The following is a 12,809-nucleotide window of genomic DNA, read 5'->3' as shown; positions in this document are numbered from 1 at the left end:
AAAAAAGAAAGTTATGAATCATAATAAACACAAAAAAGGCTGGATTCTTTTATTCTTATGTCCGCCACTGATTTTACTGGGCGTTACGTGGATCGTCATGTCCCTTTGGAATTGTTTGCTTCCTGATATTTTAGGCGTGAAATCAATCACGTATTGGCAGGCAATGGGGATTTTGATTTTGAGTAAGATCCTGTTTGGAGGTTTCCATTTTGGAAAAGGAATGAGAGACTTTAAGGAAAGAAAAATGAGGGAGAAAATGGAAGGACTTTCTCCTGAAGAAAGAGAAAAATTTAAAGAAGTCTGGAGAGAAAAATGTGCAGGCGGATTCTTTAACAGGCATAATAGAACCAACGAATAATTTGAAAATTTTTAAGAAGTAGTAAAGTAAAATTAAAATTCATTCGTCTATATAAAAAACAAGAAGTAGTAAAATTTAAAATTTTGGAAAAATGAAAAATTCAGCATTAAAAGGAGCTCTTGGAGCATTAGCCGTTGTGGGAGTAGCGTTAATCGCTAAAAAAGCGATACAAAGAAAAAGATTTATCAAAGGTATATTTAGTGAATACGGAATCAAAGAAAAATCACCTTTCGGTCTTGCCGATAAGATCAGAGAAATGAATGATGAGCAGTATCAGGAACTGAAGGGGAAATTCAAAAAAGAATTCACTTCAAGATGCTGCAAAAAGGACAATACCTGCGAAGCGTAAGAAGTAAAATACTCAATTGAAATTGTTAAAATTCCGTCTCGGGAAGCAAAGCTTCCCGAGACGGAATTTTTTTCAGCAGTATTTCTGATAGCTTAGACTCCTGAAGCCATCAGAAATGCAGCTGTTTTCTTTCCTCTTTGCTGAGTGGAACGCCCTTGCGAACTTTAAAAGAAAGAAGCTTGTCAAAGAAGCTTTGCAGTCTTTACAATAAAAATAATGTAGAGCTACAAACATTCTCCGTCATTGAGTTGTGGCCATTTGTGAAAAATTGGTGTTATCCGTGTTAAAAAAAACGTCAAGAATAAACCCGAAAAAAAATAATTCTTTATTTTTGCATAACTCAATGAAAGATTACTACTATTTTCTCGGGATTACACCGGATGCTTCAGAAGAAGACATCAAGAAAGTCTATAGAAAACTGTCTTTAAAATACCATCCCGATAAGAATGACAACGATGATTTCTTTGCGGGACGTTTTCGTGAAATTCAGGAAGCTTATGAAATATTGAGTGATTCTGAAAGAAGACGTACCTACGACCAGAATTTAGAAAATCATCAGAAAAGTTTCCGATATAATATTCCACCTTCTATCAAAACGTTTACAGCGAATAAAATTCATGCGAAAAAAGGGGAGGAGATCATCATTAACTGGCAAACGAGCAATGCCGATGTGGTGAAAGTTTTGCCTTTCGGTTTAGAAAAACCTTTTGGAGAACGGATTTTTAAGATTACAGAATTTAAGGACGGCAAATTTCAGTTGCTGCTTCATGTAACGAATTCTTTACTTCACAAAACGGTCGTTCAGGGAATTACCATTACTGAAGTCTTTGATAACGATGCGGCTCAGTTCAAAAGTAACGTAGAGGAAATGTTTAAGCCTCAGCCCATCACCAGAATGAACAGATCCGGACAGCCAAAAATCATGATGCTGATCTGGGGCGTGATTATATTAGCGCTAGCTGTTTATTTTTTATTCAGAAATTTCGGCTAGTTTAAGCCAGCTTTTTTCTTCCAGGACATTTTTTGCATCGTTTCCCTTTCTTGAACTTCTTGCAGCAAGATTTCTTTTCACAATACATCTCTTCATTATTGAATGCAAATACAGGAGCTAAAGGCGGTACTTTAAATGGGACAATCATATTCATGTTGCAAATATATTAATTTAGAATAAATATAATTAATAAAATTTCATAAAACTTACATTGCCTGTTGTTCAGAAGGTTCAGTCCATATTTACCTCTTTATTTTTGATAAAAAAAGCTGATTTTAGGATTATTCATCTCCCAAAAATGAAGTTAAGTAAGACCTGAAAACGGCAATATTGTATTCTTACTTAGGACTATCAATTGAGGTTTCAGATTCAAGCGGGAGATTTTGAAGATTTCTGTTGATCAAATGTCAGCCATAGTCTTTTAAGCTTTCCATATTGTAAAGATAAAATGAACAGAATTATTGATTTAATAAAATAATATGCAATCAACTCTGAAAAAGACCTGATTCAATTTTAATCAATAAAAGCATTCTCTTTCATTTTTTTTAAAAAGGATAAGAGATTTTGACTATTGTTTCAGCAATTTTGAACTGTTGTACAATCGTTTAAAAAAATGTAATTTTACGAATCTTTTTTACAAACAAAATCTAATAAATAAAAATGAATACAGAACAGTTTGTGAGCCGTCACATTTCCCTTAATGAAGCCGATAAACAGGCAATGCTGGAAAGGTTGGGCGTTTCAAGTATTGAAGAACTAATTTCTCAGACCATTCCTTCTTCTATCCGATTAGAGAAAGATCTTGAGATCTCTGCACCGCTTTCAGAATACGAAATGCTGAACCATTCGAAAGATTTGGCATCGAAGAATACTGATTATACGAGCTACATTGGTTTTGGATACCACAATACACTTTTGCCATCAGCTATTCAGAGAAATATCTTTGAAAATCCTAGCTGGTATACGGCGTATACTCCTTATCAGGCTGAAATTGCACAGGGAAGACTGGAAGCTCTTCTTAATTTCCAGACGGTAGTATGTGACCTTACAGGATTTGGACTGGCGAATGCCTCTCTTCTGGATGAATCTACTGCGGCTGCGGAAGCGATGCATATGTTCTTCAACAACAGAACGAAGGATCAGAAGAAAGCCAATGCCAACAAATTCTTCGTTTCCGATCTTGTTTTACCTCAGACCGTTTCAGTGTTGAAAACGAAAGCGGAAGGTTTAGAAATCGAAATCGTGGAAGGAGACCACAAAACCCATCAGTTGGACGAGAGCTATTATGGTGTTTTATTACAGTATCCTGGTAAAAACGGTATCGTTTTAGACTATACTGAAGATATTGTAGACTATAAAAAATTAGATTTACAGGTGGTTGTCGCTTGTGATCCGATGGCTTTGGTGAAACTTAAATCTCCTGCTTCCATGGGTGCTGACTGTGCCGTTGGAACTTCTCAGAGATTTGGTATTCCATTAGGATACGGAGGACCTCACGCTGCATTTTTCTCTTGCAGAGAAGACTACAAAAGAGACATTCCGGGAAGAATCATCGGAGTTTCTCAGGATATGTACGGAAAACGTGCATTGAGAATGGCGCTTCAGACGAGAGAGCAGCACATCAAGAGAGAAAGAGCAACTTCCAATATCTGTACTGCACAGGTACTTCTTGCGGTAATGGCAGGAATGTATGCCGTTTATCACGGTCCAAAAGGATTAAACTATATCGCAGATCAGATCCACTTTAAAGCCAACGCTTTGAAAAACGGTCTTAAGGCATTAGGTTACCAGACCGTAGAAGAGCCTATCTTCGATACTGTGAAAATCACGATGAGTGAAGATGAGAAAGGAAGATTGATGAGAATGATGCTTGATCACAAACTTAACCTGAACTATTTCACGGAAGGAGTGGTAAGTATTGCGATCAACGAAAGCACAACTTTGGAGAAATTAAATTATTTAATGGCTTCTTTCGCTCAGTTCAAAGACAAGCAGACTTTCAAATTAGAAATAAAAGAAGGATACAGCATTCCTGAGGAGAATTTAAGAAAAGACGAAATTCTTACAGAAAGCGTATTCAACAAATACCATACTGAAACGGAATTGATGCGTTACATCAAACGTTTGGAAAGAAAAGATTTATCATTAACGCATTCAATGATCTCTCTTGGTTCTTGTACCATGAAACTGAACGCTGCGACTCAGATGTTGCCACTTTCGTGGGATAACTGGGGAGCTGTTCACCCATTTGTACCGGTGGACCAGGCTGGAGGTTATCAGGAAATGATCAGAGAACTGGAGAAAGATTTAGCTGAAATCACTGGTTTCGCAGGAACTTCTCTTCAGCCCAATTCCGGAGCTCAGGGTGAGTATGCAGGATTAATGGTGATCAGAGAATATCACATTTCAAGAGGTGAAGGCCATAGAAATGTAGTATTGATCCCTCAGTCTGCACACGGAACCAACCCGGCTTCTGCAGCAATGGCAGGAATGAAAATTGTTGTCGTTAAAAATCTTGAAAGCGGAGAAATAGATTTCGAAGACTTAAAAGCTAAAACAGAGCAGAATTCTGCGAATTTATCTTGCGTAATGATCACTTATCCGTCTACTTACGGATTCTTCGACGCGAATATTAAAGAAATTACAAGCTTGATCCACGAGCACGGCGGACAGGTATATATGGACGGTGCCAACATGAACGCTCAGGTAGGATTCACAAGTCCTGGAAACATCGGAGCAGACGTTTGTCACCTGAACTTACACAAAACTTTTGCGATTCCTCACGGAGGTGGAGGTCCTGGAGTAGGCCCGATCTGTGTGGCTAAGCATCTGGTTCCTTTCCTTCCTTCCAATGCGAATATCAGAATCGGTTCTAAAGAAGCCATCGATGGTATTTCTGCTGCTCCTTACGGATCAGGTCTGATCCTAAACATTTCTTATTCTTACATCAAGATGTTAGGAACAGATGGATTGAAAAAGGCAACCGGACATGCGATCCTGAATGCAAATTACCTGAAAGAAATTTTAGCAGAACATTTCCCTATTTTATATTCAAATACTGAAGGGAGAGTAGCTCACGAATGTATCGTAGATTTCCGTCAGTTCAAAACTTTAGGAATTGAAGTAGCTGATGTGGCGAAGAGACTAATGGATTATGGATTCCATGCGCCAACCGTTTCTTTCCCTGTAGCCGGAACATTGATGATCGAGCCTACAGAATCTGAAAGCAAGTCTGAAATCGACCGTTTTGCAGAAGCATTAATCTCTATCAAAAAAGAGATCGATGAGATTGCTAATGGAGAAGCAGATCAGGCGAACAACGTCCTTAAAAACGCTCCACACACTGAACAGTTGGTGATCTCAGATTCTTGGGATAAACCATACAGCAGAGAAAAGGCAGCTTATCCGCTGGATTGGGTAAGAGACCACAAATTCTTCGCTTCCGTATCCAGAGTTGATGAAGCTTATGGAGACAGAAACTTAGTATGTACTTGTGAGCCTATTGAAGCTTATATGTAATAATCTACCCTAATATAAGACACCCGTTTAGATTCTAAACGGGTGTTTTTTTTTGTTATTTTTGATCTTGTTTTATCTTCTTCGGTAGCTGTAGGCTACAAGAAGTGCAACAGCCATGGCTCCAAAAGTTACCATTGATACTGTTTTAATGGATAGTTCACTGTCTTGTGCTGATGATGTATTTTGAGATTTCTCACATGAAGACAAGAATACTACTGTCATGAAGAGACAGCTAAAGAGTAATTTTTTAATCATAGGTATATTTGTTTGGTTTTTAATGTTTTACGAGCAAAAAATATGCCGGGTGTGCTGTTTTAATGAGACTTCTGTATGCGGTAAATAGCAAATGATGTGAGGGTATTCTTGGTTTATGATCACAAATCCCTGTTCATATTTGGTTTTTGCCCAATTATGCTTAATAAAAAAACAACCGTAAAATATAAAACTTTACGATTTATTTTATATGGCAGAATTTTGAGACTTTGTGGAGTGTAAAATTTTCTAGATATAACAAATCCCTTTCAGAAATATGAGATTTTTTTTAAGAGAAACTTAAAATGATACTAGGGGCTTGTTGTTGTGAGTATAGAAAAACAACCTCTTTTCCTTGATATTTTGATTGATTTGTAGTTTTTTGGGATCTTTAATTGAATTAAAAGGAAAAGCTTTTAAGATGAATAATCTGAATTTCCATTGATTTATTTGCTTTTAATCATAGAATGCAGGGAGGTGAGATCAGCGTGGGGACTTAAGTAATTGTAGGTGGTAGATCTGAAGAGTTTGGAATTTTTGTTTTTGCTCTTAGATTTGTAATTAAAGTGTCACCCTTAGGAGTAAGTTGCCAGTAAGTGCCAGAATCTTTTAAGGATCTTTTACGTATACTTTTTTCAATTAATCCTAAGGCTTTTAGTTGAATAATTATTGACATAAAGTTATCATCAATAATATTAATATCCTTTTTCTCTGGTGATTTCTCTAGTAATAGGTGTGCTATATATGCACTTATAAAAGATTTAAGTTCACTTTCTTTTCCTTCATCAATTAATATTGAACAGGTTTTTGAAAACAAATTGTTGAATGGTATTTCCATAAAATCAGTTAAATATCTGCCTATACCATTAAGCTTATAAACGTACATAACTTTAAATAAATCATTATCTTGAATTAAGTTGGAATTTTCCGTTTCAAGCGAAATTTTTAATTTTTCTTCTAATTCATAAACTTTTTGTTTAAGCTCTAATATTTCTAAGTTAGCTTGATCAGAACTGATTTGGTCGGCTTTTACCCACCCAATTCTAGGCTTACTCTTAATTAATTTCACTAAACTTCTGCTTACAACAGAACCTAATTCCTCAGGAGTATTCCAAAATTTAATCATCTTCTCAGAAACAAGTGTCTTAAACTCTTTAAGTTTATTTTCTTTTTCTGAACTTTTATCAGTCTTTCCTGTAACAATTTGATCTGGATGTTTCGGAATGAATGATATAACTGGAACACCTATTGAAACAGCGTATTCGTATTCCATTTGAGTGTAACTAATACCTTTCTTGTTCATAGATCCATATCTACCTCCAATAATTAAAATATAATAATCTGAGTCTTCTATAAGTTCCTGTATTAGAGTCCATTGATCATCATCAGTAGCAGGGAAAAGTTCCATTCCAATTGGTATGCAATCTAGTTCTAACAGTGCCTGTATTACCTCCTTTCTTTCTTCCTTTAAATCTTCATAAGTTGAACTTACAAATACAGAGTATCTTTTTGTCATATAAATGATATTATTTCAAATAAATTTTCGCACTATCTTGTACTACTTTTAAGCTTAGCAAATTGAGATAGCTTTATTCCTTTACTTAATTCGACGGTATAAGATTTTTTCATCTCTGCAAGTTTTATAATTTGGGAAACCTTGTAATTGTTTTTCTTTATTATCTCGCCGTATTCAATTCCAAAAATGTGAATATTCACTACTCGTTCATTTTTAGGAGCATTTTGATATTTATCTTTTAAGATTTCACTTAATTCTTCAAGTTTCATATTAAGTAATTTAAATTATTATAGTATAATTTTGACTTTAGTTTTTTTATTAATAATTATGGTAAATTCAACCCATAATTTGGTCAAAAATAAAGAAATACTGAATAAAAAACAATTTTTAATTCAAGCCTAAATGAAATAAATAATTATAGTATACATAAAAACCCTTCTCAAAACAGAAAAGGGTTTATTATTTTACACGAGAAATCACTATTACTTTCCGTTCAGCACACCATTCACATAATCCGTCCACTCATACACCGGAATGCTTCTGTCCAGATAAAAATCAGGCTGCAATCCCTTTGCATCGATCGTAAAATCGGGGATACGCATACTTCTTGAAAGCGAATAACCTAATTCAAATTCCTTACACGGCGAAGGAACATAATACATATTGGAAACATCCAAAACACCATAAGTAGTGGTTCCAAATAACTTCACTTTCTTACTTTGTTTGGCGGCAAGCAAAAACTGCTCATCGGTACTTCCGTTTCGCTGATTGATGATAATTCCCACATTTTTCGGATAAGGATGAATGGTGTCATATTTTGTAATGCTCACTACGTGGTCATTGAGGTTGACGAATTTTCCCTGCTGTTTTTCCAGTATATCAAATGAAGCCTGGGCCCATTTTTTATTCTCTTCATTAAACCCGTATTCAGGTTTGTTGATGAAATCCAGCATTCTCTGATTGTTCAGTTTTGTAGATAAATATTCTACACCAACGGTTCTTATCGGTTGGGTATAAATCAATGGAAGAATATTATTGTAGCTGGCATCACTTCCTCCGGTTCCGTTTCTGATGTCAATGATCAGGTTTTCAGTCGAGAGAATTTTATCTTTGTTGGCAGCAATCACGCTGTCAATCTTCTTTTTCTGGGAAGCCTGAAAAGACGGGATTCTTAAATAAAAAGTGGTTTCGTTTAATTTTTCGATATAGGGTTCATTAGCGCTTATCGACTTAAAGTACTGCGTATATTTTGGGTCGTCCTCCATCTTCGGATAGACTCTTGAAAGACTGAAATCTCCGATTTGTAAATGATTTTTCCCGGTCAAGGTGATCTCTTTGGATTCCACTCCCGAATGATCACGCATATAATAGACAGAACTCATTTTGCCGTCTGAAGAATTGAGTTTCAGTTTCACCTGTCCTTTTGTCCAGGTTTCTGCACCGGATTCTATGATAAATCCTACATATTGATCTCCCTTCTTTTTTATTCCAATGGTATAAGGTTCCGTATACCAGATTCCTTCATAGTCGGACGTTTTCTTTTTGTCCAGATACTTCTTGAAATCCTGTGTTTCTACCGGCAGAGTTTCCCAATGAGCAAATTCGTTATTTGATTTTTCGGGGGCACTCTGTTTTGGAGATTCCTGTTTCAGGGGTCTGATGGCCACATGACCGGAGCGAAAAAAAGTAAGCCATTCATACAAAACAGGAGTGCATTCACTGAGGGTCTTTATTGATTTTACTTTTTCGGATATCGTTTTATGATGTGCTTCGTAAGCTTGGTTACCTTTTTGTTTTAAGGCATATTCAAAACCGGCATCATTTCCTTCAAAAGTTTGTTTTACCCATTGCAGGTTTTTGGTGCAGTCGCAATTTTGGGCGTATATTGATGGGGTGGTTAAGGCGAATAAAGACGAAATTAGTGCGGCTTTTAAATTTTTCATGGTCTAGTTTATATAGGACATTCAGAAGTGTTTAAATATTACATTTTTACCGTTGCAATAAGGGTTTAGGCAATGTCATAAACTGCTTCAGATTAGATGGGGCTAAAACTAAACAAATATTCACTGAAAAGCAATGTTTAATTCAATGCCTGATGAAATCAATAGTTAGATTTTGGCTGATATTTCAAGAATTCAGATTTTTCCATTGCAATTCGATATATTTCGTACAGTCGTTTTTCATATCATCAAAACTATCAAGTAAAATTGCTGAGCCTCCATTTTTTACGATGTCTTTCACTATTTTGTAAGTTTCTTCGGCTCCTTGCGGACCTTCTCCAGATAAATCGAAAACGATATTTTGAGTCTTGGAAAGCGTGGAATATAAGGAGAGTTGTTTTCTGGGACTTCCAAAAAGTCTATTGACTTTTGTTTTCTCATTGATCCATTCGGTCTCATAAATTTTTGTTGTATAGGGACTATTCGGATTTGCATTCTTTTTTAAATATTCTCCAACCGTCACAGGGTGAAAAATTCTTCTGATGGCAGGTTCAAAAAAATGCTCTACAAATGTCATATTTTGATGGATAATTATGTTTTCATGTGGTATCCTGCCGCAAAAAATGTCTTTAAGAAACATTTTTGTTTTGTAGAAGCTGGCTCTACCGAATAAATTCAAAACAACAATTTCTCCAAAGTTCAATTTGAATGGATGGATATAAAATGTATCCGTCTCTATTCCCTTATTTTCAATAAGCATTCTTGATATTACTTCATTTTTTTTCGCTAAAATTAATACAATTGCTCCCAAAAACAATCCCCAAATCAACTGCCGGTGAAGGGAAAATGGAAAACTGTTGGGAACAAGTTTGATCTTTATTCTTTCCTCCTGATTTTTTTTGAGAGATAGAAAATACTGAAACTTGCAGCAATGGTGATGCAGGTCACTAAGAAAGTAGCCTTAATCGTTTCGCTTTCATTGCTTGTTGAAGATTTCGAACAGTCCATCAACAGTAATGAACCGATTAAAATAAAGAACAATATTCCGAATGATTTTCGGAGAGAAATCAGAGTATTTTGTTTCATCATCAGAGTGTATTTGTGTCCGGTAAATCTATCAATAAAACTGATCTAATCTCTTTTCAATGAGAAGATTAACGTTTTTAACGTAAAATTTTAATGATTATATGGAAGACTTCTTGTTTTTTGAATATAAGTCCTCTGTTTTTGAAAAAAAAATATAGAAGTAATGAGAATAAATAAACTAAAACAGATGCTTATTTAAACATCTTTTCAGATCTGTAAAATCGGGAGGAAAAAAATATAAACATAAATAACACCCATCTCCTTCACAAACAACACAACTTCCACAAGCAAACCCTCAAGTCCTCCAACTTCAAACCCCTTCATTCCAGTAAAAGTGATCCGGATAAACCCTCGCCCCAAAAACAGCCGTTCCCACTCTTACAATCGTTGCTCCCTCTTCAATGGCCGTTTCCAGATCACCGCTCATTCCCATAGATAGTTCCTTCATATCTACATTGGGAATATTTTGTTTGATGATTTCCTGTTGCAGGTTTTTCAGGAGTTTGAAACAAGGTCGTACTTTCTCTGTTTCTGCACTGAAAAATCCGATCGTCATTAGACCTTTGATCTTTAAAGTACTGAATTCCGAAACTTTCCGAGTCAGTTCAACAGCTTTGTCCGGATGTATTCCGAATTTACTTTCTTCGTTTGAGGTATTCACCTGAATCAGAACCTCCAGGGTTTTTCCATCAGCTAAAAGCCGTTGATGAAGTTTTTCCGCCAGATCCATACGGTCGAGAGACTGCACACAAACCACGTCATATTTTAAAATATCCTTGATTTTATTCGTCTGCAGATGTCCTATAAAATGATTTTCATGCGGTGTGTCTTTCAGTGCCCCATATTTCTCTTTCAGTTCCTGAACTTTATTTTCGGCAATGAGCGTCTGTGCGTTTTCTAAGGCTATTTTAATAAGTTCCGGAGAAACTGTTTTGGTAGCCAGCAACAATCTTACTTCATTGCGATTTCTTCCGGCTTTTTCACACGCTTTCTTTATTCTGTTATGGATGACTTCAAGATTGTGGAGAATGTTTTCTTTCATGGCTGTGTTGTCATGGTCTGGGATTCCAGTTTTTTGATGAGTGCTGATTTTACGGAGGTAAAAGCATCGTCCTTCGCTTCAGCAAAAGAGATATGGTATTTTCGGTCTATAGTTCTAAGGTCTTCAGGGAACTTAGACAGAAGATCATCGTAGAAATTATCCAGAAACTCATCAGAAGGCATTTCATAGTTGATCTTCAGCTGGAAACGTCTCAGCAAAGCAGTATCAATGATCTCTGCATGATTGGTGGCGCACAGTAGAAGGGCATTTTCGGGATAATAATCAATCAATTGGATCAGTGTATTCACCAACCTTCTCATTTCACCTACATCTTTATCATCGCTCCCTCTGGCTTTTCCGATCTGGTCCAGTTCATCCAGAAAAAGAACCGATCTTTCCCGGGCAGCTTTGTCAAAGATCATTTTAATATTCTGTGAGGTTTCTCCAATACGGGAAGAGACGATATTGCTGAGATTTAAGATCAGGATACTTTTACCCAACGCATTGGCAATGGCTTTTGCGGTCATGGTTTTCCCACAACCTGACTTTCCCTGCAAAAGGATCTTGTTGTTTACCGGAAGGCCGTATTCCTGCAGTTCTTTGACGTACGTGTGCTCTTTAATAAGCTGGGTCAGCTGGTCTCTGTTGTTTTGGCCGAGAAATACATCGTTAAGGGTTACTTCCTCTTTATCCTGAATGATGAGATTGTACAGATTCATATTAAAAACTAAAAAGATTCTTATCAACACAAAGATAAGGCTTTATTGAATGACAGCCGGGGACCTGAAATGGAATAATAGAGTAGGCCAGGGTAGAAATGAAAGAGGTCAAAAAGGAATAGGTAGAAGAACGCAGTCTAAGGCAGAGTTTCCACCTATTGAACAAGAAAAGCCGAGCAAAAGCTCAGCTTGACTATTTGGATATATAAAATTTGCTATGAAATTTAATTTTTGGATTATGTTTTTGGGCACTTTTACTCAATGGAGTAAAAGTGCAGAATCTGATCGTTCAGATCAAAAACATAAACAATATAATGAATACAGATGTTCTATAGGCTGATGAGCTTGATATAGAACTTAGTTTCTTTGTTCTCTTTTTACTGTCATAAAGTAAGAAGCGAATACTACTACACATGTTGCGATTCCGATGTAAGTTACCATTTTTGTTTTGTTTAGTTATTTGTGATTATTTTATCAATTTTCTAATTGCAATATTACAACTTTCAAATCACGTGCCAAAGCAAATAATTATGATGTATATCAGTGTGTTATGTGGTTTAAAGTTTAATTTTAGGCAAGTATTTGTTTACAAAAAATTAATATGTTTTTAGGAAATTATTAATATCTTTATTGTCTTATCTGCAAAAAAATAAAAAATCGGTAAAGGTTTGAGCACTTCTATATTGGACTTGATAAAACAAAAAATAAGAAATGCGATGCATACTAATCACTTTTAGCGTTGTTTTTAAACGTCAGATTTTGGAGAGAGAAAGAAATAGGATGTTAATAAAACTTATCATTTGAGAACCAATTTTATTCTAATATTTTTCAAGGCCGAAAGAAGAAGTGTCATAAAATTGAAAATTTTGTCACCTATGAATGAAATAATGACAAGTTTCAAACGATGACTGTCAGACTTTTTTAAGCCAATCTAATGTAAGCAATTTTAATACTTTGCAACAAAGTATTGAATTAATTGTCACCGAATATAGATTTATTTTGAGCCTTTTTGCCGTTCGAATGCTCTTCGGTAATCG

Annotated in this window: 12 protein-coding genes; 4 read left to right on the top strand and 8 right to left on the bottom strand. The window is 35.7% G+C overall.

The genetic code is table 11. The annotated features are described in order from the left end of the window. Positions 1-13: 13 nt before the first annotated feature. The 4 genes from BW964_RS02875 (at position 14) to gcvP (ending at position 5,217) form a co-directional block, all read left to right on the top strand. Positions 14-358 carry a hypothetical protein gene (locus tag BW964_RS02875; protein ID WP_076504523.1) on the top strand — a complete coding sequence of 115 codons (345 nt, stop codon included), beginning with the start codon at positions 14-16 and terminating at the stop codon, positions 356-358. A 91-nt stretch (positions 359-449) separates the two neighbouring features. Next, positions 450-707, top strand: a complete 258-nt coding sequence (locus BW964_RS02870) for a hypothetical protein (protein WP_076504521.1) — start codon at positions 450-452, stop codon at positions 705-707. Between the two features lie 343 nt (positions 708-1,050). Continuing rightward, positions 1,051-1,698, top strand: coding sequence for a J domain-containing protein (locus tag BW964_RS02865; RefSeq protein WP_076504519.1), 648 nt, complete (start codon positions 1,051-1,053; stop codon positions 1,696-1,698). Between the two features lie 660 nt (positions 1,699-2,358). Next, positions 2,359-5,217 (top strand): aminomethyl-transferring glycine dehydrogenase, encoded by a 2,859-nt coding sequence (gene gcvP / locus BW964_RS02860; protein ID WP_076504517.1) that lies wholly within the window; start codon positions 2,359-2,361, stop codon positions 5,215-5,217. A gap of 72 nt (positions 5,218-5,289) precedes the next feature. Here the strand turns inward: gcvP and BW964_RS02855 are convergent, their stop codons facing one another. The 8 genes from BW964_RS02855 to BW964_RS02820 all read right to left on the bottom strand — a co-directional run bounded on the left by BW964_RS02855 (position 5,290) and on the right by BW964_RS02820 (position 11,772). Next, the gene (locus BW964_RS02855) at positions 5,290-5,472 is read right to left on the bottom strand and encodes a hypothetical protein (RefSeq protein ID WP_076504516.1); all 183 of its coding nucleotides are present in this window, start codon (positions 5,470-5,472) and stop codon (positions 5,290-5,292) included. Between the two features lie 493 nt (positions 5,473-5,965). Next, complete coding sequence (locus BW964_RS02850) at positions 5,966-6,985, bottom strand: DUF4062 domain-containing protein (RefSeq protein WP_076504514.1); 1,020 nt, start codon at positions 6,983-6,985, stop codon at positions 5,966-5,968. 32 nt (positions 6,986-7,017) lie between these two features. Beyond that, positions 7,018-7,254, bottom strand: coding sequence for an HTH-like domain-containing protein (locus tag BW964_RS02845; protein WP_076504512.1), 237 nt, complete (start codon positions 7,252-7,254; stop codon positions 7,018-7,020). 213 nt (positions 7,255-7,467) lie between these two features. Then, a complete protein-coding gene (locus BW964_RS02840; RefSeq protein ID WP_076504511.1) occupies positions 7,468-8,928 on the bottom strand; it encodes a S41 family peptidase in 1,461 nt (486 codons plus the stop codon). A gap of 184 nt (positions 8,929-9,112) precedes the next feature. Then, positions 9,113-9,502, bottom strand: coding sequence for a hypothetical protein (locus BW964_RS22300; RefSeq protein WP_123911968.1), 390 nt, complete (start codon positions 9,500-9,502; stop codon positions 9,113-9,115). A gap of 299 nt (positions 9,503-9,801) precedes the next feature. Continuing rightward, positions 9,802-10,014 (bottom strand): hypothetical protein, encoded by a 213-nt coding sequence (locus tag BW964_RS02830; RefSeq protein WP_104669448.1) that lies wholly within the window; start codon positions 10,012-10,014, stop codon positions 9,802-9,804. A 307-nt stretch (positions 10,015-10,321) separates the two neighbouring features. Then, the gene (locus BW964_RS02825) at positions 10,322-11,053 is read right to left on the bottom strand and encodes a YggS family pyridoxal phosphate-dependent enzyme (protein ID WP_076504506.1); all 732 of its coding nucleotides are present in this window, start codon (positions 11,051-11,053) and stop codon (positions 10,322-10,324) included. Then, positions 11,050-11,772 carry an AAA family ATPase gene (locus BW964_RS02820; RefSeq protein WP_076504505.1) on the bottom strand — a complete coding sequence of 241 codons (723 nt, stop codon included), beginning with the start codon at positions 11,770-11,772 and terminating at the stop codon, positions 11,050-11,052. Before BW964_RS02820 ends, BW964_RS02825 begins: the two co-directional genes overlap by 4 nt. Positions 11,773-12,809 lie beyond the last annotated feature (1,037 nt).

Source organism: Chryseobacterium shigense (assembly GCF_900156575.1).
GTDB lineage: Bacteria > Bacteroidota > Bacteroidia > Flavobacteriales > Weeksellaceae > Chryseobacterium > Chryseobacterium shigense.
Note: the sequence above shows the minus strand (reverse complement) of the source record. Positions and strands in the feature narration are given on the sequence as shown.

What these genes read in the sequence shown, in the direction of transcription:
- BW964_RS02875 (WP_076504523.1), top strand. Translation starts at nt 14, where the DNA reads ATGAATCATAATAAACACAAAAAAGGCTGGATTCTTTTATTCTTATGT.
- BW964_RS02870 (WP_076504521.1), top strand. Translation starts at nt 450, where the DNA reads ATGAAAAATTCAGCATTAAAAGGAGCTCTTGGAGCATTAGCCGTTGTG.
- BW964_RS02865 (WP_076504519.1), top strand. Translation starts at nt 1,051, where the DNA reads ATGAAAGATTACTACTATTTTCTCGGGATTACACCGGATGCTTCAGAA.
- gcvP (WP_076504517.1), top strand. Translation starts at nt 2,359, where the DNA reads ATGAATACAGAACAGTTTGTGAGCCGTCACATTTCCCTTAATGAAGCC.
- BW964_RS02855 (WP_076504516.1), bottom strand. Translation starts at nt 5,472, where the DNA reads ATGATTAAAAAATTACTCTTTAGCTGTCTCTTCATGACAGTAGTATTC.
- BW964_RS02850 (WP_076504514.1), bottom strand. Translation starts at nt 6,985, where the DNA reads ATGACAAAAAGATACTCTGTATTTGTAAGTTCAACTTATGAAGATTTA.
- BW964_RS02845 (WP_076504512.1), bottom strand. Translation starts at nt 7,254, where the DNA reads ATGAAACTTGAAGAATTAAGTGAAATCTTAAAAGATAAATATCAAAAT.
- BW964_RS02840 (WP_076504511.1), bottom strand. Translation starts at nt 8,928, where the DNA reads ATGAAAAATTTAAAAGCCGCACTAATTTCGTCTTTATTCGCCTTAACC.
- BW964_RS22300 (WP_123911968.1), bottom strand. Translation starts at nt 9,502, where the DNA reads ATGACATTTGTAGAGCATTTTTTTGAACCTGCCATCAGAAGAATTTTT.
- BW964_RS02830 (WP_104669448.1), bottom strand. Translation starts at nt 10,014, where the DNA reads ATGATGAAACAAAATACTCTGATTTCTCTCCGAAAATCATTCGGAATA.
- BW964_RS02825 (WP_076504506.1), bottom strand. Translation starts at nt 11,053, where the DNA reads ATGAAAGAAAACATTCTCCACAATCTTGAAGTCATCCATAACAGAATA.
- BW964_RS02820 (WP_076504505.1), bottom strand. Translation starts at nt 11,772, where the DNA reads ATGAATCTGTACAATCTCATCATTCAGGATAAAGAGGAAGTAACCCTT.